Source organism: Bacillus sp. AFS018417, from assembly GCF_002560985.1.
Taxonomy (GTDB): Bacteria; Bacillota; Bacilli; order Bacillales; family Bacillaceae_G; genus Bacillus_A; species Bacillus_A rhizoplanae.
Genome location: NZ_NTTM01000002.1, coordinates 1 through 23,654, shown reverse-complemented (window position 1 = coordinate 23,654; position 23,654 = coordinate 1). Strand labels below are relative to the sequence as shown.

Genomic DNA, 23,654 nt, shown 5'->3' with positions numbered 1-23,654 from the left:
TATTTCAGCATAAAAATTAGTAAATTTAAGAGGGTGTGAACGTGCCACAGTTTTTCTTAAACAAAAGATTAATTGTTTTGTTAGTTAGTATTATTCTTCTCGTGGCATTGATCGGAATCTCATTGAAAGAACGGAAAAATCTAACATGGCCAGAGCAGTTTGTAAAAGATACCGTAGGAGTTGTAGAACGTGTATTTCAAAAGCCAGCGAACTATGTTGCCGGATTCTTTGAGAACGTAGAAGATGTAAAGCGCACGTATGAAGAAAATAAAGAATTAAAAGCAAACTTGGACAAGTATGCAGAATTGTCCGTAAAGGTGAAAGACTTAGAGAAAGAAAATGCAGAGCTTCGTGACATTGTTGGAAAAAAAGATTCGCTTCGTGATTATAATCCAATTCAAGCAACTGTCATTTCTCGCAATCCAGATAAATGGTATGACCTAATTGCAATTGATAAAGGGGCACAACAAGGTATTCAAAAAGATGCGGCTGTTATTACATCAAAAGGTTTAGTCGGAAAAGTAAAAAGCGTTTCACAATTCACTTCAACAGTTGAGTTAGTAAGCTCATTAAATAGAACAAATCGTATTTCAGCTGTTGTACAAGGAGATAAACGTGTTTTCGGGTTAATTGAAGGATACGATAAAGAGAAGCAACAGCTTATCTTTACAAAAATCCCATCTGGTGTACCAGTAGAGAAGGATCAAATGGTTGTAACTTCTGGCTACGGCGGGGTGTTCCCGGAAGGACTGGTTATTGGACAAATCGTCGATGTGACATCAGATGAGTACGGATTAACACAAACAGCTTATGTAAAACCTGCGGCGGATTTAAATGATGTAGATAATGTTATGGTCGCACAACGAGTTATGCCGTCAGTGGATTTAGGGAAATAGGAGGGGGAAGAGATGGAGATTATAAAAAAAGCAATTCTTCCTCTTCTACTTCTTTTCGTGTTTGTACTTGAGAATATGTTTTCCACCATTGTGCCAACAAGTCTTTTTTGGAAGAATACAATTGCAGCTCCGCATTTTTTTCTGATTGTTTTATGCTTTGTTACAATTTACTTTAATTCTGTACAAGGTATTTACTATGGACTATTATTTGGATTTTTGTTTGATATGGTGCATACAGAGCTAGTTGGTGTGTATATATTTGCTTATCCGATTTTAGCTTATCTTGTATATCATGCAATGCGAATTTTACAACTTAATCTTTTTATTGTGTTCTGTATTGTATTAGCGAGCATCACCGCGCTGGAATATTATGTGTATGGATTTTTGACACTAATTGGTCGTGTTCATATGCCAGCGCATATCTTTTTCACAGATCGTCTTCTTCCAACGTTGTTATTAAACGGAATTTTTTTACTACTGTTTTGTTTCCCACTGAGACGATATATTTTACGTCTTTCAGAAGCCATGGAAGAAAAAGAAAAAAGGATTTTCTGATTTTATGTCGAATTGAATCGGTGGGGTGAGCATTGGTGACAGAAAAAAAGCAACAATATGTGACTATAAAAGGAACGAAAGATGGTTTAGCATTACATCTTGATGATTCCTGTTCATTTCGCGAATTGCTGCAAGAACTTGACGAAAAGCTTTCAACCCATTATTACGAGGGGGATGGACGCTCGTTAATTGAAGTACAGGTCAAAGTTGGGAATCGTTATGTGACAGAAGGACAGCAGGAAGAATTGCGTACATTAATTCGCAATAAAAAGAATTTAGTTGTAGATTCTATTGAGAGTGATGTTGTAACGAAAGAACAAGCATTGGCATGGAAAGAAGAAACAGAGATTGTTTCTGTTTCAAAGATTGTTCGTTCAGGTCAAATATTGCATGTAAAAGGCGATTTATTATTAATTGGAGATGTAAATCCAGGCGGGACGGTTATCGCTGGAGGAAATATTTTTATTATTGGAGCATTACGAGGTATTGCACATGCTGGATATTACGGGGATGCAGAAGCTGTTATTACAGCTTCTGTTATGAATCCAATGCAACTTCGGATTAGCGACGTAACAACGCGCGCTCCTGAAGAGAAAGAAGACGGGGCGGAAGGGGCAGAATGTGCCTACATTAATGAGAACAATTACATTGTTGTCGATCGCATTCAACTTCTCACTCATCTTAGACCTAATTTAACAAGGTTAGAAAGGGGAATTGTATAGCTGTGGGAGAGGCAATAGTTATTACATCTGGAAAAGGCGGAGTAGGAAAAACTACAACGTCTGCAAACATTGGAACAGCCTTAGCGTTATCTGGGAAAAAAATATGTTTAATTGATACAGATATCGGTCTGCGAAATTTAGACGTAGTAATGGGGCTGGAAAACCGCATTATATATGATCTTGTTGATGTTGTTGAAGGGCGTTGTCGTTTACCCCAAGCTCTTATTAGAGATAAGCGCTTTGATGAACTCTATTTATTACCTGCAGCGCAAACGAGCGACAAATCAGCGGTAACACCTGAACAAATGGAAGAATTAATACAGCAATTACGTCAAGACTATGATTACATATTAATTGACTGCCCAGCTGGCATTGAACAAGGTTTTAAAAATGCTGTGGCAGGTGCCGATAAAGCGATTGTTGTTACAACACCAGAAGTATCTTCAATGCGTGATGCCGATCGGATTATCGGACTATTGGAAAAAGAAGATATCGAGCCACCGAAGTTAATTATTAACCGTGTGCGTAGTCATATGCTACATGAACAGGATATGTTGGATGTAGATGAAATTGTGCGTACTCTTTCAATCGAGTTACTCGGTGTTGTAGAAGATGATGATGCAGTTATTCGAGCAACGAATACAGGAGAGCCTGTAGCATTGCAACCAAATGGAAAAGCATCAATTGCTTATCGAAATATTGCAAGACGTTTACTTGGGGAAAATGTACCATTACAGCCATTTGAAAATGAAAAAGAATCGGTCTTCACGAAAATGAAAAAATTCTTCGGAATACGTTAAGAGCACTTCGCATATATGCGGAGTGCTTTCTTTTTGTCCCGCTATTTTTGGGCAGTAAGACCTCCACCTCAAGATCTAGAGAGAAGCGAGGAAGATAAGAGGGGGACAACTGCTGTGTGCCCGATTGGTTCAACTAACTATCAGTAGGGGATGAAAAAACCCCCACTGATGGAAGTTTCACTTCATTCCCATGAATATCTTCCCCGGACAACTCATACATATGTACAAATTGATTGAAAGAGGAAGGGGACAGGATGAGAAATAAACGAGTAGAAGAAATTAAAAAACGTATTGCTAAGAGGAAAGCACAGCAGGAAAAAAGAGAAGAAGATGAGTTATTTTCATATGAAGAGCAAGAGTATACACCGCTTCTTATTGAAGAAGGAGAAGAAACACACCCGCTTTTTCGAAAAGAGGTATTTCTCTTTAAGTTACTGCTATCTGCAATTCTTGTTCTTGTTGTAGCAATCTTATTTAAAAATACAACGAGTTCTCTTGAAGGAACGCGTACAACTGTCAAACAAGCGATGGAAAAAGAGTTTCAATTTGCATCTGTTTCTAAGTGGTATGAATCGCAATTTGGAAAGCCGTTATCTTTTTTACCTTCTAGTGAAAAGAAAACGGTTCAGAAAGAAAAGGATTATGCTGTTCCCACCTCAGGGAAAGTGATGCAAAACTTTCATGCAAACGGACAAGGTGTATTTGTACAAACAGCAGCAAATGCAATTGTGGAATCAGTAAATGAGGGAATTGTTGTTTTTGTTGGCCAAAAAGAAGAATTTGGAAATATCGTTCAAGTTCAACACGCAGATGGTACGGAATCATGGTATGGAAATTTAGGAGAAACATCAGTTAAGTTATATGATTATGTAGCGAAAAAACAAAAAATCGGAACAGTTGCGAATGAGACAACTGGTAAAAATGGGAAATTTTATTTTGCTTTTAAAAAGAATGAAAAATTTATTGATCCAATTCAGGTGATTTCATTTGAGTAAATACAGTGAGGTTTTATCAAAAATTACCATTCATCCATTGTTTTGGGGAATTATGGCGATTGCGATTTTTACAGCTCGTTTTAAAGAATTGTTAATTTTATTTTTCATTGTCTTTATTCATGAGTTAGGTCATGCGATAGCGGCGGCCCATTTTAAATGGCGTATTAAACAAATTCAGTTATTGCCATTTGGCGGGGTGGCTGAGCTTGATGAGCATGGAAATAAGCCGTTAAAAGAAGAATTGATTGTCATTATAGCGGGGCCTATTCAACATGTATGGATGTTAGCCGCTGCTTATTTGTTGTATAAAGTAGGTTGGATGGGAGAAGACTTCTATCATTTTTTTATGTGGAATAACATGATTATTTTGTGCTTCAATTTATTGCCGATTTGGCCTCTTGATGGAGGGAAGATTGTGCTGAATATATTGTCATATCGCTTTCCATTTTTACAGGCACATAACATCATGATGAAAATATCAATTGCTTGTTTTAGTGCTGTATTAGGACTGCAACTTTTCTGGAATAGCAAGAATGTAATGATGTGGACATTACTTCTTTTTTTAGTATTCTCTTTATTTCAAGAATGGAAACAACGCCGTTATGCATTTATGAGATTCTTATTAGAGCGCTACTACGGGAAAAAACGAGAAATTGCAAAAGTTACAGCTATTACAGTTGAAAAAGAAACGAGCCTATATCATATTTTCACACAGTTTCGGAGAGGATATAAACACTCAATTATCATACAAGGAGATCATAAAAATCAATATACACTAGATGAAAATGAATTACTTTACGCATATTTTACAGAAAAAAGAACAACATCATCTGTAGAAGAGTTAATTGGTTAGTGTTGACGATAACACTAACCTTTTATTATGGTATAAAAAAAGGATAAAGAGAGGAATATACTTTGAAGAAGCTATACATAAACTACATCGGTTCGGAAAAACGAGTTGCTGTTGAAGAAGAGAAAGAGATTGTAGAACTTTTATGGCAACGAAATGAACAAGAACAAATTGTTGGAAATATATATATTGGGCGTGTTATGCGAACGATAGCTGGTATGAATGCTGCCTTTGTTAATATTGGTTTGGAGAAGCAGGCTTATTTGTCGTATGAAAACGTGCCATCATCTACGCGGTTACATGAAGGACAAGCGCTTCTCGTGCAGGTTGTGAAAGAAGCAATTGATACGAAAGGGCCAAAAATAACAGCGAATATAGAATTTACCGGGAAATATGTCGTGTATATGCCCTATGACACAGTTTTTGCCGTTTCCCGGAAAATAAAAGATGCGAAGAAACGAGAACAACTTCTTGCGCTTGAAGAAAAAGGAGGATTTATTTTCCGTTCTGCATGTGAGAAAGTGCAAATAGAAGAAGTACAAGCGGAGATGCGCCATCTTCAATCTCAATTTGAACTTGTGAAAAAGCAAGAACAAAAAGGAAAAGCACCGCTTCTTGTTCATTCTCCTTCTAGTTTTTTAGATCGTATCCTTCAAGAGATACCAGTAGAGACTGTTTCAGAAGTGATTGTAGATCAGCGCAGTATGATACAAGAATTCGAAGAGAAAATAGGTGCGGAGAAAGTTACCTTTTTTAATGAGAAGACACCCTTATTTTCCCGCTATGGAATTGATCGTGAAATTGAAAAAGCACTGCAAAAGGTTGTGTGGCTTCCAAATGGAGCCTATTTACTCATTGAACAAATGGAAACGATGACTGTAATCGATGTGAATACGGGTAAATTCACCGGGAAACAGAATTTACAAGATACAGTACTGCGTACAAATGAAATGGCAGCGAAAGAAATTGCACGGCAACTGCGACTTCGCGATATTGGCGGGATGATTTTAATAGATTTTATTAATATGAAGCGCCGCGAAGAAAAAGAAAAAATAAGAGAAATCGTAAAGTCTCACTTAGAAAAAGACCATACTTATACGAGAGTATTAGGATTTACAGAGCTTGGTATTTTAGAAATGACACGAAAACGAAAAAAACAATCGCTTCGTGATGTGCTATTAGCAGATTGTACGATTTGTCAAAGTAGCGGTTATGTTTTATCACATGAAACAGTAGCATACGAGCTAGAGAGAGAACTGATCGCTTATAATGGAACAGATGACGAAGCCGTTCTTATCGCTGCTCATCCTAATGTGCAGCAAATCTTTTTTCAGAAAGAATTGCACCGTAATATATCGTTTCAAATTTATTTTATTGATGATGCAGCCGTGCGTTACACGATTCAGCGTTTTGGAACAAAGGAAGAGATATGTGCACGGAAAAAATAGTTAGTAGAACATTCATTGACAATAGGCTGTGTTTCGTGATAACATCTCTATGTTATAGTTTATAGCACCTAAACGGCTATATGCTACAACCGCACAGGACAGGTTACAAAATGACATTGTATGTCTACCTCGTTTTGGCGAGTCTTAGTAATTATGAGGAGGTGCAATTATGTACGCAATTATCGAAACAGGTGGAAAACAAATTAAAGTTGAAGCTGGTCAAGCAATCTACGTAGAGAAATTAGACGTAGAAGCTGGTGAAACTGTTACTTTTGACAAAGTTCTTTTCGTTGGTGGCGAAGCTGTTAAAGTTGGTAGCCCAGTTGTAGAAGGTGCAACAGTTACTGCGAAAGTTGAAAAACAAGGTCGCGCTAAGAAAATCATCGTTTTCAAATACAAAGCGAAAAAGAACAATCGTAAAAAACAAGGTCATCGTCAACCATACACGAAATTAGTGATTGAAGCAATCAACGCTTAATTCGGGTTGTCATGATTAAAATTACGATTAATCGCACGGAATTAGGAAGTATCCAATCATTTAAAATGACCGGACACGCTAATTTTGCGCCGCATGGACAAGATCTTGTCTGCGCTGGAACAACGGCGGTTGTGTTTGGTGTGATAAATGCTGTGGAATCACTTTGTAATGTGCAAGCAACTATTGAACTTGGAAAAGATGGCGGATTCTTGATGTATGAATTGCCTAGTGATCTAGATGATTCTATAAGAGAAAAAGCATGTTTTCTATTAGAGGGCATGGTTGTTTCGCTAAAAACGATCGAACTTGATTACGGAAAATATATCCGATTAATAGAAAAAGTGCAGGAGGTGTAACGTATGTTAAGATTAGATCTTCAGTTTTTCGCATCTAAGAAAGGTGTGGGTAGTACAAAGAACGGTCGTGACTCTCAGTCAAAACGTCTTGGTGCTAAACGCGCAGATGGTCAAATGGTTTCAGGTGGTTCAATTCTTTACCGTCAACGCGGTACAAAAATTTATCCAGGTGTTAACGTTGGTCGTGGTGGCGATGACACATTATACGCGAAAGTTGACGGCGTAGTACGCTTCGAGCGTCTTGGCCGTGACCGCAAACAAGTGAGCGTATATCCTGTTGCTCAAGAGGCATAAGAAACTCACGGAAAGCTCTAACCTGGGTGCAGGTTAGAGTTTTTCTATATTAAAGGGGTATATGGATGAAGGAAAAATGGACAATTATAGATGCGCTGCGTCACTCGAGGCATGATTGGCTCAATCGTATGCAGATGATTAAAGGAAATCTTTCGCTTGGAAGAGTGGAAGAAATTCATGAGCTCATCAATCGTTTTGTCCAAGAAGCGAGACAAGAATCGAATCTGATAGGGCTTTCTATGCCCAAGTTTTCAGAATGGATTTTAACATATAATTGGAAACGGCACCCGTGCTTGTTGGAGTACGAAGTATTAGGAAAGATACATAATTTATCACATCTAGATGAGAGCGTTTCTATATGGACGGCTCAATTTTTCCAAATGCTTGAGCATAGTTTAGACGTTTATGTTGAAAATTATGTTTGTATCACAGTTGAATGTGAAGATGAGGATGCTCGTTTCTTTTTTGATTTTCGTGGCAAGCTAACAGATGTACAAGAAATACAAGAATGGCTTGCGAATCAGCATAATAAATGGTTTTCCATTTCTTATACAGTGCGAGAGGAAGAAATCTCGGTTATATTACAACTACTAGAAAAAAGTGTGGTGAGATAATGTTTGTAGATCAGGTCAAGATATATGTAAAAGGCGGCGACGGTGGAAACGGAATGGTTGCATATCGTCGTGAGAAATATGTTCCAAAAGGTGGCCCAGCAGGCGGTGATGGTGGTAAAGGTGCCGATGTTGTTTTCGTTGTAGACGAAGGATTACGTACATTAATGGATTTCCGCTATCAGCGTCATTTTAAAGCAGATCGCGGTCAACATGGAATGAGTAAAAACCAACATGGCCGTAAAGCGGATGATTTAATTGTAAAGGTTCCGCCGGGAACAGTTGTAAAAGATGAAGCTACTGGTCAAATTCTTGCGGATTTAGTAACGCATGAGCAATCAGCAGTTATCGCACGCGGTGGACGCGGTGGACGTGGTAACTCACGTTTTGCGACGCCAACGAACCCAGCTCCAGAAATCGCTGAGAACGGGGAGCCAGGTCAAGAGCGCGAGGTAGTACTAGAATTGAAAGTGTTAGCTGATGTTGGACTTGTTGGTTTCCCAAGTGTTGGTAAATCAACATTATTGTCTGTTGTATCATCGGCACGTCCGAAAATTGCCGAATATCACTTTACAACAATTGTTCCAAACCTTGGAGTAGTTGAAACAGGTGATGGACGCAGCTTCGTTATGGCAGACCTTCCAGGATTGATTGAAGGTGCACACGAAGGTGTTGGACTTGGACACCAATTTTTACGTCATATTGAGCGTACACGCGTTATTGTTCATGTGATTGATATGTCTGGTTTAGAAGGACGCGATCCATATGAGGATTACGTAACGATTAATAACGAGTTAAAAGAATATAATCTGCGTCTAACAGAGCGTCCACAAGTTGTTGTTGCAAACAAAATGGATATGCCAGATGCAGAAGAAAATTTACAAGCGTTCAAAGAAAAAGTGGGCGATGAAGTTAAAATCTTCCCTATTTCTGCGGTAACGCGTCAAGGTGTTCGAGATTTACTATTTGAAGTAGCAAATCTAATAGAAACAACACCAGAATTCCCAGTGCATGAAGTGATCAGTGAATCCGATGCAAGTGTAATGTACAAATTTGAGGCTGAAGGTTCTAAATTTGAGATTACACGTGAAAGCGACGGTACATTTGTCGTTTCTGGTTATGACATTGAGAAAACATTCAAGATGACAGACTTTACTCGTGATGAATCTGTGCGCAGATTCGCTCGTCAAATGCGCGGTATGGGCATTGATGAAGCACTTCGCGCGCGCGGTGCAAAAGATGGCGATATTGTAAAAATTCTTGAATATGAATTTGAATTTATCGATTAAGATTGCCGAAATACGGCAGTCTTTTTTTTATCAAAGTAAAAAAATCTCCTCAAATGGAAATTTACCCTTATAATGGAAAATGGGTAGATGTAAGACACGTAGCAATGGTGTCTTCATGTGCTTTTAAAAAGGGAGTGGAGATTACATGTATAAAATATTAATTGTAGAAGATGATCTGAAAATTGCTGATATTTTAGAAGGACATCTAGAGAAATACGGTTATCAGTCAGTTCGCGTGCAAGATTTTCGTCATATAAAAGATGAATTTGCAAAAGTGAATCCTCATTTAGTTTTACTTGATATTAATTTACCATACTTTGACGGCTTTTATTGGTGCCGTCAAATTCGTACTATTTCCAATGCGCCGATTATTTTCGTGTCCGCACGTACGGGAGAAATGGATCAAGTGATGGCAATTGAAAATGGCGGAGATGATTACATTACGAAACCATTTCATTTAGATATTGTCATGGCAAAGGTAAAAAGTGCACTGCGCCGTGTGTACGGTGAATATGCTTCATCGACAGAAAGTGATTATTTTGGAGTCAGTGGGTTACTTTTATTTCCAGCACAGCATATGGTAGAGTGGCAAGGAAAGCAAGTGGAGCTTACAAAAAATGAATATTATTTATTAGAATGCTTAATGAAGCAAGCGGATCAATATGTAACGAGAGAAGAATTATTAGAGGCGTTATGGGATGAAATTGCTTTTGTTGATGATAATACTTTAACTGTAAATGTAAAGCGTGTTCGTAAAAAGTTAGAGGAGATTGGCATTGTAGATGCAATTGTTACGAAACGGGGCTATGGATATGCGCTCCTAACGAACTGGGTGAATGAACATGAATCTTAAAAAGTATGTGATGGACCGTGCAGCATTGCTTGTTTCTTACATCATGAGTGTGGTTCTATTTGGTCTTGTCTTGCAGCTGCAAGCTTCTTTGCAAAAACAATCTATAAATTGGACTACTTGGCTATATGGATTTTTATTATCGATCGTCGTTTTTGCTTTCTTTCTTATGTATGATTACCGGAAAAGACAAGCTTTCTTGCAAAAGGTAGAACATTACATTGCAGAGGGACACGAGCTGCATCATTCTTTATCGATTAGTTCGTCATATTCATACGAACAAGAAGCGATTGTGGAAGCCTTTTCTCTTTTGAGACAACAATATATGAATGAAGTGCATGAACAACAGGTAAAAGGAGAGCAGCAAACGATCTTTATGAACCAGTGGATTCATCAAATGAAAACGCCGGTATCTGTCATTGAATTATTGCTGCAAAAGCTTGGACAAACGCACCGCGAAGCAAGAGATACGATTGAAAGTATTCGTGAAGAAAATAATCGTATTTTACAGGGGTTAGATTTAGCACTTCATATGGCACGCCTTGAGCAGTTTGGGAAAGATTATAAAATAGAAGAAGTCAATGTGGTGGACATTGTTCGTGATAGTATTAACCAGCATAAAAAAACATTTATTCAGTATTCTGTATATCCGAAAGTCATGTTGGATAAAGAGCAGTATATGGTAGCTTCGGACCAAAAGTGGCTCAGTATTGCAATTAATCAAATTGTGATGAACGCACTGAAGTATACAAGAATTACAGAAAAAGAGAAAAAGGAGATTACATTTCAGATAGAAGAAACAGAAAGTGTCATTACATTACATATTTGTGATAGCGGAATAGGGATTCCAAAACAAGATATAAAGCGAATTTTCGAGCCATTTTTTACAGGGGTCAATGGACGGAAAACAAGAGAAGCGACAGGTATGGGATTATATATTACAAAGCAAATTTGTGATCATCTTAGCCACGGAATTTCTGTGCAGTCGATAGAGGATGAGGGGACAACATTTACGTTCGAGTTCTCGAAAGATAAAGGATATCATCAAATGATGAGGAAAATGACAAAATTGTAAGATAACAAACCGTTTTGTAAGGGAAATCACTCGTTACTTTCCCTCGTTTTTTCTATAGTAAAAGTAAGAAGAAAGTACATAGGGGGATGTAAAATGAGTGTTCTTGAAGTAAAAGGTTTAACAAAAGTATATCAATCAAAAGGTTCGATAACGACGACAGCACTAAATAATATTAACTTTAAAATTGAAGAAGGTGAATTTGTCGGCATTATGGGGCCATCAGGAAGCGGGAAAACAACGCTTCTAAACTTACTAGCAACCATTGATAAGCCAACATCTGGTCATGTCTATATGAACGGTGAAGAAATAAGTCAAATGCGTGCTGCTAAGCTTGCAGCGTTTCGCCGTACACACTTAGGATTCATCTTCCAAGATTTTAACTTGCTTGATACGCTATCAATTAAGGAAAATATCATTTTGCCGCTTGTGATGGCAAACCGTCCTGTGAAAGAAATTGATGCGAAAGTATTAGAGATTGCAAAATTTCTAAATATCGAAGAAATTTTACATAAAAGGGTGTATGAAGTATCAGGCGGTCAGCAACAACGTGCAGCAGCGGCCCGAGCTATTATTCATCAACCAACTTTAATTTTAGCCGATGAACCAACAGGAAACTTAGACTCCAAATCAGCAAAATCGTTAATGGGTGCTCTGCAAGAACTTCATGAAGAGAAGCAAGTGACGATTGCGATGGTAACGCATGATCCTGTTGCTGCAAGCTATTGCGAACGTATTTTGTTCATTCGTGACGGCGAAATCTTTTCAGAGATTCATAAAGGCGAAACAAAGCAAGCCTTTTTCCAAGAAATATTAGATGTACTTGCGATGTTAGGAGGAGAGCACCATGAGCTTTCGGCAGCTCGCGTTTAATAATGTCAAAAGTAATTGGCGGAATTATAAAGCGTTTTTAATTAGTAGCTGTTTATCGATTATTGTGTTCTTTATGTATGCTTCGTTTATTTATCATCCTGATGTGGTAGGCGGTAACATTAGTCAGAAAATGCGTGTAGAAAAAGGGTTAGAAGCATCGAATTATATTGTTGTTATTTTTTCAGCCCTATTCATTTTATATTCAAACTCTATCTTTTTACGGGCTCGAAAAAAAGAATTAGGATTATTAACATTAATGGGTGCAACAAAAGGGCAATTAGGAAGAATGATTATACTAGAGCAAATGATACTAGGATGCATTTCCCTTGTCATTGGTATTGCTCTTGGTATGCTTGGCTTACCGCTTTTTTTTAAAGCCGTAAGTGTTGCGGTGGGAATTGAAACATCATTGCCATTTGTATGGAATGGAAAAGCGATTACGATTACAGCTAGTGTGTATCTCGTTCTCTTTTTCGTATTATCACTACTAGGGTTATGGACGATATGGAGATTACAAATTGTTGATTTAATCCGGGATGCGAGAAAACAAAGAGTGGAGCCGTTTTCTTTCACATGGCTATTCTTAGCCGGTTTACTATGTATTATTGTCGCTTACGTTCTTTGTTTCCGCGTAACGTTCATGAATTTTATTACATACTTTTTACCAATTGTCGGGTTAACAATTGTCGGAACATATTTTTTATTCACACAAGGAAGTGTTGTTTTGCTAAAAGCGCTGCAAAAAAGAAAGTCGCTTTTTTATCAGCAGCCAAACTTGTTTGTATTAAGTAATTTAATTTACAAAATGAAAGATAATGCTCGTTTTCTATTTGTCATCTCGATTATTACAGCAGTTGTGGCGTCAGCGTTAGGTACGCTATATGTTTTTTTTGAAGATATGACCAATAAAGTGGTTTCACAACATCCGCATGCGGTTGCGTATACCGAAAAAGGCATTGGATCGAACGAAATCATTGATGAGAAAAATGTACAAGCATTGTTGCAGAAGCATGGATTTGAAGATGCGCGAAAAGCTACGCTTGAGATCGTACCAGGGAAAATGAAAGTAAATATGATGGACCAAGAGCGAGAATTTGACTTATCGATCATATCTGAAAAAGAGTTTAATAAAGAAGCAAAGGCGCAAAAGAAGGAAGAAATCCATAATGCGACTGGAACTGGCACCCTTGTTATAGAAGGGATGATAAATGACTTTATACAAGTAGGTCAGAATAAACCGTTTGAATTCACGGTTCAAAATCAACCGCAAAGCATCAAATTAAATCAACTTTATACAGAAAATGTATTTAATGAGATTGGCTTTTTAGTATTGAATGAGAAAGATTATGCAAAGTACGCGAGTTTCGTTCCAAATGAAGAGAAAGAGAAATATTACGGATATGGAATCGATAATTGGAAGGCAACAGAGGGGCTTGCGACAGATATGAAAAATCAAATTGCTCCGGAAAAACAAAGAGCGTTTTCGAATGCTAGTTTAATATATAAAGAAGTAAAAGAAAATGCTTCAATCACCATGTTTATTGGCTTTTTTGTAACAATACTGTTTTTCTTTTTCGCTTGCAGTATGACGTACTTTAAATGGTTTAATGATAAAGAACAGGACCGTATCCAGTTTAATTCATTAAAAAGAATCGGGATGACAGATAAAGAAATTCGTACAATTGCAGTGCGACAAATGGGGGCAATCTTCTTTATTCCGATTTTGATAGGTGTTCTGCACAGTGGGTTTGCATTATATACGTTAGGGAACATGTTGTATTTAGACTTATGGAAGTCAGGAGCAGTTATTATTACAGCATACGTACTAGCATCAGCATTATATTTTGCAATTGCACAAAGAGGGTATTTGAAGCATGTAAAAAGCTAGGAGTTCCTAGCTTTTTACGTATGTAAGGGGTTGTAAAGGGGGTGGAAAGGTGAAGTTTTACCAACTTACTTTTCAAAATGTTAGAGGGAATTGGCACAACTATAAAATATTTTTCTTAAGCAGTTGTTTTTCTGTATTTGCTTTTTTTATGTATACATCTATTATTTTGCATCCTCACATAAGTGATGTGTATAAGGGAGTACAATCGGGCCTTATGGTGTGTGATGTGATTGTAATTGCTTTTTCCATTATATTCATTCTTTATTCTAGTTCGATCTTTATACAATCTCGCAAAAAAGAATTTGGGCTATTTATATTAATGGGAGCTACGAAAGTGAATGTCATATGTATGATGATAATGGAGCAAATGGCAGTTGGGCTCATTGCGAGCTTTGCCGGGATTGGGATTGGTCTGTTATTTTTAAAGCTATTTTTTATGATTTTTAGTTTATTGCTTAATATGCCGAATCAATTGTCGTTTATTTTTAGTCTAAAAGCTGTTGTTATAACGATTATCGCATACAGTACTATGTTTCTTTTTTTATCAATTTTTAGTGCACTACGTATATGGAAAATCGAAATTATTCATTTATTAAAGGAAATTGAGGAAGGAAAAAAGGACGCAAAGAGTAAGAAGTGGCTTTGGTGGTTCGGTTTCGTCTGTATAGGAATTGGCTATGGTTTAACAACAAAAGTGACGATGATGAATATTGCTTTGTATTTTATACCTGTTTCCATTTTAACGACAATTGGTACGTATTTTGTATGTACACATGGTACGATTCAAGTATTACAAGGGATTAAAAGTAGAAAGAGTGTGATGTATCGATATCCTTATTTATTCGTTGTTAATCAATTGTTACATACAGTAAAAGATAATCGACGTTTTTTCTTTATTTTATCTATGTTAACAACGATAGTAGTAACAGCTACAGGCTCTGTCTATTTATTTTTTTCAAGTATGAAAGAACAATTTCGTTACAATCAGCCTCATGCTTTCTCATATGTTGAAAAAGGAATTGGTTCTAAGGAAGTAATGGAGAAAGAAACGGTTGAAAATCTGTTCCGTAAGCACGGTGTCAATGATTTTCGTTATGTAACGTTTGTTGGAATCCCGGTAACATTTCAGTTAGATTCTGATAAAGAGTCTTATGCAACTGTGATCAGCGAAGATGAGTATAATAGAGAAGCAAAAAGGCAGTCGAAGCAGCAGGTGCATCCGAAAGAAGGAACAGTAACATTTGTTTATTATGGTAATTATGATGTTCCGCCTCGGCATCATAAGAAGTACATAAATTTTAAAGTGTTAGAAGAAATATATCAATTTGCATATAACGGAGCATATGAAGGAAATGTATTTAATACAGATACTAATCAGCGTAGTGGAAGGTTTCTTATTATGCATAATCAAGATTTTCAGAAGCTTTCTCGTCAGGTTCCTGATCATGAAAAATATGTATATAGCGGATATGAATTAAGAGATTGGGAGAATATAGAAGCGTTAGGCGAAGAATTACAAGCTCACATTTCAAAAAGCACGGAAGGGATAACGCGCAATAATATGCTCATATATAAGACGACGAAAGACGGAGGGAATCTCGTATTATTTATCGGTTCATTCATTAGTGTACTCTTTTTTCTTGCGTCTTGTAGCACAGTTTATTTTAAATGGTTTCATAATATTGAATATGACCGCATGCAATATCAAGCTCTTTTAAAAATAGGGATGACAAAGCAAGAAATATATAAGATTTCACGTTGGCAACTAGGGATTCTATTCTTTTTCCCTGTTTTACTAGGAAGCATACATAGTGCAGTTGCCTTGCATACGTACTACGTTGCCTTTTTTATATCTAAATCATTAGGGCTCGTTTTAGAGGTCATTGTAGTTTATCTCATCGCATGTATACTATATTTCTTCTTTGCGCAAAAAGAATATATGAAACATATAGGCTAGCTCTTGCTAGTCTTTTTGTTTTAATATTCAAAAAATAGGTAGAAGAATAGGAGGGTTTATGGTATAACAGTAAGAAAACGAAAAAGAGGAGACAAGATGACGATTCGAGTTGGCTATTTAGGACCAGAAGCAACATTTACAAATATGGCGGTGAGTCGCTTCTTTCCTGAGGCTGAACATGTACCATATAGAACCATTCCGGATTGTATAGATGCAGCAGCAAATGATGTTGTAGACTTTGCAGTTGTACCGCTTGAAAATGCAATTGAGGGCTCCGTAAATATTACGATTGATTATCTTGTACATGAGCAAACATTGCCAATTGTTGGTGAAATTACAGTGCCTGTACGACAACATTTGCTCGTTCATCCGCAGCACGTACAAGTATGGCAAGACGTATATGCGGTACATTCTCATCCGCATGCGATTGCGCAGTGTCATAAGTTTTTAAATCAAGAATTAAAAGGTGTGACGGTGCGTGATATGACATCAACGAGTGCTGCCGCGCAGTTTGTAATGGAACATCCGGAAGAAAAAATTGCTGCAATTGCAAATGAGGCAGCGGCTGAAAAATATGGATTATCCATTGTACAGCGTGATATTCATACGCATAAAAATAATCATACGCGTTTTCTTGTATTGCATAAGAATGAACAAGTGGAATTGCCGAGAAATGGAGAGCAACGCGGAAAGAAAACAACGCTCATGGTAACGTTACCTTCAGATTATGCAGGTGCATTATATCAAGTGTTATCCGCATTTGCGTGGAGAAAATTAAACCTTTCCAAAATTGAATCTCGTCCGATGAAAACAGGGCTTGGCAATTATTTTTTCTTAATTGATGTAGAGAAAGAGTATGATGATGTCCTGCTTCCGGGAGTAAGAATGGAGTTAGAAGCACTTGGCTTTTCGGTTACGTTACTTGGGAGTTATTCTTCTTATTGGGTATAGAAAAAATCCCGTTGCATATGCAATGGGATTTTTTATGTTAATTTTGCGAGTCGTGCTGTTAATGATTTTCGCCAATCTTCTGCGAGTTCGGGAACCGCGATAATCTTTTCCATGCTCTCTACATCTTTTTGTCCTCGGAAATAGACTTCATTTGCAAATAGAATAGAAACTTGGTATGGATGACGTTCGAGTAATGTAATTTGTGAATCTTTTCGAACCGTTCCTTCTTGCAAAACGCGGCATAAATATCCTGTATAGCCAGTTTCGACAATGCGAGGTAAAATACCAGGAATGCCGAGTCTTTTCGAAATTGTACTACATGGGATTCTTCCTTGCGTTACTTGAATAATTGCATCTCCAAGCTGATAGATGTCCCCAATATAAACATCTTGTTCCAACATATTTGTGACTGTTATATTTTCTCCGAATGCAGATGTAGGAAGTGATGTATGAAACTCGTTTTCCCACAGCTCATAATGTTCATAAGGGTAGACACAAACGGCACGATCGGGCCCTCCGTGAAAACGTAAGTCCGCAACACCGTCTCCTTTAAATCCATCTTTTGATAAAAAAGCATCCTCAACAAGCCGTTTACATATGCCGGTTGTCATTTCTTTATCTTCTGCATATTGGATTGTTTTTGGTTTTCCGATGCTAAAGTGAATGAGTTCGATTCCCATATATTCTCTCCCTTCCCATCATTTTTTTCTATTGTAGCATGGATAAAAATAAAAAAATGCACAGAGATAGTAAAATTCTCTGTGCGTCTTTTAATAAACAAGAAATCCAGCTCTGTCTAACGCTTCACAAGCTGCATTTAATTTTTCAATAGAATCTGCCTCAATTGTGTGCAAATGAATTCCATCTGTAAGTTGAGATAAATAAGTCGCTTTTGTTTCTTCGATCTTTTTTAAATATTGTTCAAGTTCAAATCGGTTACTTACCAGAATCAAGGCAGTTAAATCTCCGTACACTGGATGTTCAACTTTTACATCTTTAATTGTAACTCCATGGTCAACGAGTATCGTAAGCTCTTGGCGTACTTGTGATGGCTCATGCTGAGAAACGATAGTGCGTTCGAATGTAGTATGTTGTTTTTCTGACGGTTTTAAATATAAATATCCTTGTGCCGTTGCTATAATGGGTTCGTTTCGTGCTTTTAATAAAGAAATATCTTGTACGATAACCTGACGGCTTACGTTTGTTTTCTTTGCTAATTCACTGCCGGATAACGGTTTACTTGCAGCGAGGAGCCATTGTAAAATGAGCTGTCTTCTTTCCTCACCTAAAATCTTTTTTTGTTCATTTTGATTCATTTCCTATTAACCCCTCTATTAAATTGATTTCCAATTGCTATAAGTGCATGAATTGTTGCATCAATATGTTCTGTTGTTGTTTGATGTCCGAATGAAAAGCGGACATATTGCTTCGCTTCGTCATGTTTTTTTCCAATCGCAAGCATCGTTTTAGAAGGCTCCTGTTTCCCGATTTGACAAGCGCTTCCTGTTGAAATCGCAATACCGCGGCGATTGCACTCTAGCATTGTATACTGTCCTTCTATTCCTTTTATTGTAACCCCAATGATATGTGGTAAACAAGAAGTAGAATGGCCTTCAACTTGTATTTCGTGTGAAATGGCTTGTAATTGCTGAATAAAGTATGCTCGTAATTCTTGTAAACGAGTTACTTCCAGTTGTTGATTCTTTAACATGTGCTGCGCTGCTGTAATAAACGAAGCGATGCCAGGAACATTCACGGTGCCGGGACGAAACCCTTTTTCATGAGAGGTGCCAGGAAACACTTGCCCCCAACGAACTTGTGGATTTATATAGCATGCTCCCACCCCTTTCGGGCCGTAAATTTTATGAGCAGAAACAGAGAGACTATCAATGTTCATCTTAGTTACATCGATTGGTATTTTCCCAAATGTTTGCACGCAATCTGTATGAAATAAGACGTTATGTTTTTTGAGAATGGCTCCAATTTCAGCAATTGGTTGCAGCGTTCCAATTTCAGAGTTTCCATGTTGTATGCTGGCAAGCACAGTGTGTTCGGTAATAGAACGCTCGAGTGCATCAAGTTGAATCATGCCACAGCTATCCACAGGGACTTCGGTAATTTCATAGCCTTGCTCTTGAAGAAGGTGAAAGTAATTTCGGATAGAGGCATGTTCCATAGGTGTTGTAATGATATGCTTGCCGTTTCGAGCATTTAGTAATGATTGAAGCGCAAGATAGTTGGACTCTGATCCGCCACTCGTAAAAAAGATACCTTGTTCTTTCCCACTAATCATAGCAGCAAATGCTTGGCGGCAAGACTGTAATAAAGAGGAGGCGGTACCGCCAATATCATGTAAGCTTTGTTCATTTCCAAAATAATGTTCAGCGGCTTTTGTATACGTCTCTAGCGCCTCTTTACTCATAGGTGTTGTTGCAGCATAATCCATATATATCATAGAGCATAGCCCTTTCTTTATAAGATTTTCTTTTCGTTTTTATTGTCATTTTATAAAAAGCTCTTGTCATTATTTTAAATATATGTAAATATAGGTGTCAAGACAGTTGAAAAGTGTAAAGTAGGGGGCAATGAAAATGCCAAATGCAGATGTCTTAATTATCGGAAGCGGGGTTGCGGCGCTGCGCGTTGCGCAAACAATTTGTCACGAAAAGAATGTGATGATTATCACAAAGAAAACGAGACGGAATAACAATACAAATTTGGCGCAAGGCGGGATTGCGGCAGCAGTTGCTTCATACGATCATCCAGATGATCATTATAAAGATACGCTTACAGCAGGGTGTCATTATAACAATCCGGAAGCTGTTCGTTATTTAGTAGAGCAAGGGCCGAGAGAAATGAAAACTTTATTAGATAACGGTATGCGCTTTGACGGTGATGAACGAGGATTACACCTTGGAAAAGAAGGTGCGCATCGAAAACGACGTATTTTACATGCTGGCGGAGATGCGACCGGGAAAAATTTGCTAGAGCATCTTGCAGAGCAAGTACTTCCATATGTGACGGTTGTTGAACAAGAAATGGTTTTGGATTTCATGATAGAAAATCAAACTTGTCACGGTGTTGTTACACGTGATAGTGAAGGAAATATACAAAAATATTACGCACAGTGTGTTGTGCTGGCAACAGGCGGTATTGGCGGAGTATATGCGTTTACTTCTAATGATCGTACTGTTACGGGTGATGGGTTAGCGATGGTATATAGAGCTGGGGGAGAGCTTGTTGATTTAGAATTTGTACAGTTTCATCCAACGATGTTATATGTAAATGGGGATTGTTGCGGTCTTGTGTCAGAAGCAGTGCGCGGAGAAGGAGCTATTCTTCGAAACGCAAAAGGAGAGCGGTTTATGACGCGTATTCATGAACAACAAGACCTTGCACCGCGTGATGTGGTCGCGCGTGCCATCCATGAACAAATGTTAGCTGGTGAAACGGTGTATGTAGATATCTCATCTATTTCAAATTTTGAAGAACGTTTTCCAACCGTTTCTTTTTTATGTAAAAAGAATGGCGTTAACCTGGAAAATAAGTATATTCCAGTTGTACCAGGTGCTCATTTTCATATGGGCGGTGTAAAAACAAATTGTAACGGGGAAACATCGATCAACCGTTTATATGCAGTGGGTGAAGTCGCATGTAATGGCGTACATGGTGCGAACCGCCTTGCGAGTAATTCGTTATTAGAAGGCCTTGTATTTGGAAAACGTGTAGGGGAACACATTTTAGCAAATATCGGGTCACAAATAGTGACTAGCCACGTAATGATACAAGGCGATTTACAACATATGCAGTTACCGCAAAAAGAAGAAATACAAGAGATGATGATGAAATATGTTGGCATTGTCCGTACAGAAGAAGGCTTATTGTATGCGAAGCAATGGCTGGAGCAGTATGAAATATATAACAAGCCGCTCTCATATGAAACCCTTACAAATGAGGATATAACGATTATCAATATGTTAACTGTTTGTCAGTTACTAACAAAAGCTGCAATGCAAAGAAAAGAGAGTATTGGCGGTCATTATCGCAGTGATTTTCCAAAGCGTAGTAATGAGGTGCACGAAATTGTAATGAGAAAGAAAAAGTTACAATTAGCATAGCAAAGGGAAAAGAGGGGTTCTATGAATACATTAAAAGTAAAAGAGGCATTGAAACAATTTTTTCTAGAAGATATCGGGGAGCGAGATGTAACATCGCAGTTTATTTTTCCAAATGACTTGCAAGCGCGGGGAACGTTCCTAGTAAAGGATACGGGTGTTTTTGCAGGGGCCGATGTAATTAAGGAAGGTTTTACGTTATTAGATAATCGGATTGAAGTTACACTCCATGCAAAAGACGGAGATATGGTAAAAAACGGAGATATCCTTGCCACTGTACAAGGACCGATTGCTTCTTTATTAACAGCTGAGCGTGTTGTGTTAAATGTTATTCAGCGTATGAGCGGCGTAGCGACGATGACAAGAAAAGCAGTTACTGCACTAGGAAGCGATCATACACGCATTTGTGATACGAGAAAAACAATGCCAGGACTTCGTATGTTTGATAAATATGCTGTTGTATGCGGCGGTGGTTATAATCATCGCTTTGGATTATATGATGGTGTCATGATTAAAGATAATCATATTGCGTTCGCTGGTTCGATTACAAAAGCGGTAACAGCAGTGAAAGAGCGACTTGGACATATGGTGAAAGTAGAAGTAGAGACAGAAACGAAAGAACAAGTGTTAGAAGCAGTTGCTGCCGGGGCGGACATTATTATGTTTGATAATCGTATGCCAGAAGAAGTACGTGAATACTGTAAGCTTGTCCCAAGTGCGATTGTTACGGAAGCTTCTGGTGGAATTACGATTGAAAATTTAGCAGAGTATGGTCAAACAGGTGTAGATTACATTTCGTTAGGATTATTAACTCATTCTGTTAAAGCATTAGATATTAGTTTCAATATTGAAGTGTGATTGTGAGAAGGGAAGAGGGGGACTTCACAGATGAGTATTTTAGAAACAGTGCAACCGATTGAAACAATGTTACCAGAGCGTTATCAAACAATGGCAATTAAAGAAATGGAAGCGCGTGTACGTGAGATTAAAGAAAAGTTAGGGGAAAAGCTTTTCATTCCGGGGCATCATTATCAAAAAGATGAGGTCGTTCAATTTTCAGATTCAACGGGAGATTCCCTGCAGCTTGCGCAAGTAGCAGCGCGCAATAAAGAAGCAAAATATATTGTGTTTTGCGGTGTTCATTTTATGGCAGAAACAGCTGATATGTTAACAACAGATGAACAAATTGTCATTCTTCCTGATATGCGAGCTGGTTGTTCCATGGCCGATATGGCTGATATCGAACAAACAGAGCGAGCTTGGAAAGAATTGCAGCAATTATTCGGAGATACAATGCTTCCGTTAACATATGTAAACTCAACTGCTGCAATCAAAGCATTTTGCGGCCGAAATGGCGGCGCGACAGTTACATCTTCTAATGCGAAAGAGATGGTGAAATGGGCGTTTACACAAAAAGAACGTATTTTATTCTTACCAGATCAACATTTAGGACGTAATACAGCGTATGACCTCGGTGTACCATTGGAAAAAATGGCTGTTTGGGATCCGCACACAGATTCATTAGAATATGATGGGAATATGGAAGACGTTCAGGTTATTTTATGGAAAGGGCATTGTTCCGTCCATCAAAATTTCACTGTGAAGAATATTGAAAGTGTAAGAAAAAATCATCCAGATATGAATATTATTGTTCACCCAGAATGCTGTTATGAAGTTGTTGCAGCTTCTGATTATGCAGGTTCAACAAAATATATTATTGATATGATTGAAAAAGCTCCGTCCGGAAGTAAGTGGGCAATCGGTACAGAAATGAACTTAGTCAATCGTATTATTCAGCAGCACCCAGATAAAGAGATTATTTCGTTAAATCCATTCATGTGCCCGTGCTTAACGATGAATCGCATTGATTTACCACATTTACTATGGGCACTTGAAGCAATCGAGCGCGGCGAGCATGTAAATGTAATTCAAGTAGATAAAAAAATAACGGAAGAAGCAGTACTTGCGCTAAACAGAATGTTAGAGCGAGCATAGAAGCAACGGATTTCCGTTGCTTTTTCTTTTGTACATAATTCTTCTTTCATGAGCATACATTGTGTTGAAGCAATCATTGTGTTAATATCCGTTTTTATCCCGCATTAACGGACAGTAAGACCCCCACCTTAAGATTCAGAGAAAAGCGAAGAAGATAGGTGGAGATAACTGTCCGTAAAAGCCTGATTGGTTCAACTAACCGTCAGTGGGGGATGAAGAAAACCTCCACTGATGGAAGTTTCACTTTATTATAGATAAGTTATACAGGAGGGGGAAAATTTGAAAATTCATATCGTGCAAAAAGGGGATACCCTTTGGAAAATTGCGAAAAAGTACGGGGTGGATTTTGAAGCATTAAAAAACGCGAATACACAGCTCAGTAATCCAGACTTAATTATGCCGGGCATGAAAATTAAAGTACCATCTAACAGTGTTTCGATTAAAAAAAATCCAGGTGCTGGTTCAGTCCCTCCAAAAGAATATGTAAAAGAAGTGCAGCAAAAAGAATTTCCAGTTGCGCCTAAACCTCTTGGTATAGAAGAAGAGGAGGAGGCCGTTCCACAAGCTGGACCAATTACAGAAAAACCAGCAGCGCAAAAACCGCAGAAGGAAATGCAATTGAAACCACAAAAAGAAGTTCAAAAGGAGCAGCCTATACA

Annotated in this window: 25 protein-coding genes and 1 other annotated feature; of the genes, 22 read left to right on the top strand and 3 right to left on the bottom strand. The window is 37.9% G+C overall.

Annotated elements, in window-relative coordinates:
* The first annotated feature begins 41 nt into the window (after positions 1–41).
* The 18 genes from mreC to pheA all read left to right on the top strand — a co-directional run bounded on the left by mreC (position 42) and on the right by pheA (position 16,885).
* Entirely contained in the window at positions 42–896 is an 855-nt protein-coding gene (mreC, locus tag CN326_RS00390) for a rod shape-determining protein MreC (RefSeq protein ID WP_098305079.1), read from the top strand.
* Between the two features lie 12 nt (positions 897–908).
* Complete coding sequence (gene mreD, locus CN326_RS00385; protein WP_098305077.1) at positions 909–1,451, top strand: rod shape-determining protein MreD; 543 nt, start codon at positions 909–911, stop codon at positions 1,449–1,451.
* A 35-nt stretch (positions 1,452–1,486) separates the two neighbouring features.
* Complete coding sequence (minC, locus tag CN326_RS00380; protein WP_098305075.1) at positions 1,487–2,173, top strand: septum site-determining protein MinC; 687 nt, start codon at positions 1,487–1,489, stop codon at positions 2,171–2,173.
* Between the two features lie 2 nt (positions 2,174–2,175).
* A complete protein-coding gene (minD, locus tag CN326_RS00375; RefSeq protein WP_098305073.1) occupies positions 2,176–2,973 on the top strand; it encodes a septum site-determining protein MinD in 798 nt (265 codons plus the stop codon).
* Positions 2,974–3,227: 254 nt separating this feature from the next.
* A complete protein-coding gene (locus CN326_RS00370) occupies positions 3,228–3,968 on the top strand; it encodes a M23 family metallopeptidase (RefSeq protein ID WP_098305071.1) in 741 nt (246 codons plus the stop codon).
* Complete coding sequence (locus tag CN326_RS00365) at positions 3,961–4,821, top strand: M50 family metallopeptidase (protein WP_098305069.1); 861 nt, start codon at positions 3,961–3,963, stop codon at positions 4,819–4,821. The genes CN326_RS00370 and CN326_RS00365 overlap by 8 nt, the downstream gene beginning before the upstream one ends.
* Before the next feature lie 62 nt (positions 4,822–4,883).
* Positions 4,884–6,266, top strand: coding sequence for an Rne/Rng family ribonuclease (locus CN326_RS00360; RefSeq protein WP_098305067.1), 1,383 nt, complete (start codon positions 4,884–4,886; stop codon positions 6,264–6,266).
* Positions 6,267–6,343: 77 nt separating this feature from the next.
* Positions 6,344–6,421, top strand: a sequence feature (ribosomal protein L21 leader region).
* 14 nt (positions 6,422–6,435) lie between these two features.
* Positions 6,436–6,744, top strand: a complete 309-nt coding sequence (gene rplU, locus CN326_RS00355; protein WP_098305065.1) for a 50S ribosomal protein L21 — start codon at positions 6,436–6,438, stop codon at positions 6,742–6,744.
* An 11-nt stretch (positions 6,745–6,755) separates the two neighbouring features.
* Positions 6,756–7,100: a ribosomal-processing cysteine protease Prp gene (locus tag CN326_RS00350; RefSeq protein WP_098305063.1), complete on the top strand. Its 345-nt coding sequence runs from the start codon at positions 6,756–6,758 to the stop codon at positions 7,098–7,100.
* A 3-nt stretch (positions 7,101–7,103) separates the two neighbouring features.
* Positions 7,104–7,394 (top strand): 50S ribosomal protein L27, encoded by a 291-nt coding sequence (rpmA, locus tag CN326_RS00345; RefSeq protein ID WP_017150650.1) that lies wholly within the window; start codon positions 7,104–7,106, stop codon positions 7,392–7,394.
* 65 nt (positions 7,395–7,459) lie between these two features.
* Positions 7,460–8,008, top strand: coding sequence for a sporulation initiation phosphotransferase B (locus CN326_RS00340; protein WP_098305061.1), 549 nt, complete (start codon positions 7,460–7,462; stop codon positions 8,006–8,008).
* On the top strand, positions 8,008–9,294 hold the full coding sequence (gene obgE, locus CN326_RS00335) for a GTPase ObgE (RefSeq protein WP_098305059.1): 1,287 nt from the start codon (positions 8,008–8,010) through the stop codon (positions 9,292–9,294). The genes CN326_RS00340 and obgE overlap by 1 nt, the downstream gene beginning before the upstream one ends.
* Positions 9,295–9,439: 145 nt before the next feature.
* Positions 9,440–10,147, top strand: a complete 708-nt coding sequence (locus tag CN326_RS00330) for a response regulator transcription factor (RefSeq protein WP_098305058.1) — start codon at positions 9,440–9,442, stop codon at positions 10,145–10,147.
* Positions 10,137–11,219, top strand: a complete 1,083-nt coding sequence (locus tag CN326_RS00325; RefSeq protein ID WP_098305056.1) for a sensor histidine kinase — start codon at positions 10,137–10,139, stop codon at positions 11,217–11,219. The genes CN326_RS00330 and CN326_RS00325 overlap by 11 nt, the downstream gene beginning before the upstream one ends.
* 93 nt (positions 11,220–11,312) lie before the next feature.
* On the top strand, positions 11,313–12,089 hold the full coding sequence (locus CN326_RS00320) for an ABC transporter ATP-binding protein (RefSeq protein ID WP_098305054.1): 777 nt from the start codon (positions 11,313–11,315) through the stop codon (positions 12,087–12,089).
* A complete protein-coding gene (locus CN326_RS00315) occupies positions 12,064–13,977 on the top strand; it encodes an ABC transporter permease (protein ID WP_098305052.1) in 1,914 nt (637 codons plus the stop codon). Before CN326_RS00320 ends, CN326_RS00315 begins: the two co-directional genes overlap by 26 nt.
* Positions 13,978–14,026: 49 nt before the next feature.
* Complete coding sequence (locus CN326_RS00310) at positions 14,027–15,934, top strand: ABC transporter permease (protein WP_098305050.1); 1,908 nt, start codon at positions 14,027–14,029, stop codon at positions 15,932–15,934.
* A 96-nt stretch (positions 15,935–16,030) separates the two neighbouring features.
* On the top strand, positions 16,031–16,885 hold the full coding sequence (pheA, locus tag CN326_RS00305; RefSeq protein WP_098305048.1) for a prephenate dehydratase: 855 nt from the start codon (positions 16,031–16,033) through the stop codon (positions 16,883–16,885).
* 32 nt (positions 16,886–16,917) lie between these two features.
* On the opposite strand, the gene CN326_RS00300 is transcribed toward pheA, so the two are convergent.
* From CN326_RS00300 to CN326_RS00290, 3 genes are all read right to left on the bottom strand, one after another.
* A complete protein-coding gene (locus CN326_RS00300; RefSeq protein ID WP_098305046.1) occupies positions 16,918–17,565 on the bottom strand; it encodes an MOSC domain-containing protein in 648 nt (215 codons plus the stop codon).
* A 90-nt stretch (positions 17,566–17,655) separates the two neighbouring features.
* On the bottom strand, positions 17,656–18,201 hold the full coding sequence (locus CN326_RS00295; RefSeq protein ID WP_098305044.1) for a transcription repressor NadR: 546 nt from the start codon (positions 18,199–18,201) through the stop codon (positions 17,656–17,658).
* Positions 18,198–19,340, bottom strand: a complete 1,143-nt coding sequence (locus CN326_RS00290) for an IscS subfamily cysteine desulfurase (RefSeq protein WP_098305042.1) — start codon at positions 19,338–19,340, stop codon at positions 18,198–18,200. Before CN326_RS00290 ends, CN326_RS00295 begins: the two co-directional genes overlap by 4 nt.
* 136 nt (positions 19,341–19,476) lie before the next feature.
* Here CN326_RS00290 and nadB point away from each other — a divergent pair, with 136 nt between their 5' ends.
* The 4 genes from nadB to safA all read left to right on the top strand — a co-directional run.
* On the top strand, positions 19,477–21,003 hold the full coding sequence (nadB, locus tag CN326_RS00285; protein ID WP_098305040.1) for an L-aspartate oxidase: 1,527 nt from the start codon (positions 19,477–19,479) through the stop codon (positions 21,001–21,003).
* A gap of 21 nt (positions 21,004–21,024) precedes the next feature.
* Entirely contained in the window at positions 21,025–21,858 is an 834-nt protein-coding gene (nadC, locus tag CN326_RS00280; RefSeq protein WP_098305038.1) for a carboxylating nicotinate-nucleotide diphosphorylase, read from the top strand.
* A gap of 30 nt (positions 21,859–21,888) precedes the next feature.
* Positions 21,889–22,995 (top strand): quinolinate synthase NadA, encoded by a 1,107-nt coding sequence (gene nadA, locus CN326_RS00275; RefSeq protein WP_098305036.1) that lies wholly within the window; start codon positions 21,889–21,891, stop codon positions 22,993–22,995.
* 279 nt (positions 22,996–23,274) lie between these two features.
* A partial coding sequence (gene safA, locus CN326_RS00270) for a SafA/ExsA family spore coat assembly protein (protein WP_141524941.1) occupies positions 23,275–23,654 on the top strand: 380 nt, incomplete at its 3' end.

Bases quoted from the DNA above. Each gene is read 5' to 3' on its own strand.
- mreD (WP_098305077.1), top strand. From the start codon at position 909: ATGGAGATTATAAAAAAAGCAATTCTTCCTCTTCTACTTCTTTTCGTG.
- CN326_RS00370 (WP_098305071.1), top strand. From the start codon at position 3,228: ATGAGAAATAAACGAGTAGAAGAAATTAAAAAACGTATTGCTAAGAGG.
- rplU (WP_098305065.1), top strand. From the start codon at position 6,436: ATGTACGCAATTATCGAAACAGGTGGAAAACAAATTAAAGTTGAAGCT.
- CN326_RS00350 (WP_098305063.1), top strand. From the start codon at position 6,756: ATGATTAAAATTACGATTAATCGCACGGAATTAGGAAGTATCCAATCA.
- rpmA (WP_017150650.1), top strand. From the start codon at position 7,104: ATGTTAAGATTAGATCTTCAGTTTTTCGCATCTAAGAAAGGTGTGGGT.
- CN326_RS00340 (WP_098305061.1), top strand. From the start codon at position 7,460: ATGAAGGAAAAATGGACAATTATAGATGCGCTGCGTCACTCGAGGCAT.
- obgE (WP_098305059.1), top strand. From the start codon at position 8,008: ATGTTTGTAGATCAGGTCAAGATATATGTAAAAGGCGGCGACGGTGGA.
- CN326_RS00330 (WP_098305058.1), top strand. From the start codon at position 9,440: ATGTATAAAATATTAATTGTAGAAGATGATCTGAAAATTGCTGATATT.
- CN326_RS00325 (WP_098305056.1), top strand. From the start codon at position 10,137: ATGAATCTTAAAAAGTATGTGATGGACCGTGCAGCATTGCTTGTTTCT.
- CN326_RS00320 (WP_098305054.1), top strand. From the start codon at position 11,313: ATGAGTGTTCTTGAAGTAAAAGGTTTAACAAAAGTATATCAATCAAAA.
- CN326_RS00315 (WP_098305052.1), top strand. From the start codon at position 12,064: ATGAGCTTTCGGCAGCTCGCGTTTAATAATGTCAAAAGTAATTGGCGG.
- pheA (WP_098305048.1), top strand. From the start codon at position 16,031: ATGACGATTCGAGTTGGCTATTTAGGACCAGAAGCAACATTTACAAAT.
- CN326_RS00300 (WP_098305046.1), bottom strand. From the start codon at position 17,565: ATGGGAATCGAACTCATTCACTTTAGCATCGGAAAACCAAAAACAATC.
- CN326_RS00295 (WP_098305044.1), bottom strand. From the start codon at position 18,201: ATGAATCAAAATGAACAAAAAAAGATTTTAGGTGAGGAAAGAAGACAG.
- CN326_RS00290 (WP_098305042.1), bottom strand. From the start codon at position 19,340: ATGATATATATGGATTATGCTGCAACAACACCTATGAGTAAAGAGGCG.
- nadB (WP_098305040.1), top strand. From the start codon at position 19,477: ATGCCAAATGCAGATGTCTTAATTATCGGAAGCGGGGTTGCGGCGCTG.
- nadC (WP_098305038.1), top strand. From the start codon at position 21,025: ATGAATACATTAAAAGTAAAAGAGGCATTGAAACAATTTTTTCTAGAA.
- nadA (WP_098305036.1), top strand. From the start codon at position 21,889: ATGAGTATTTTAGAAACAGTGCAACCGATTGAAACAATGTTACCAGAG.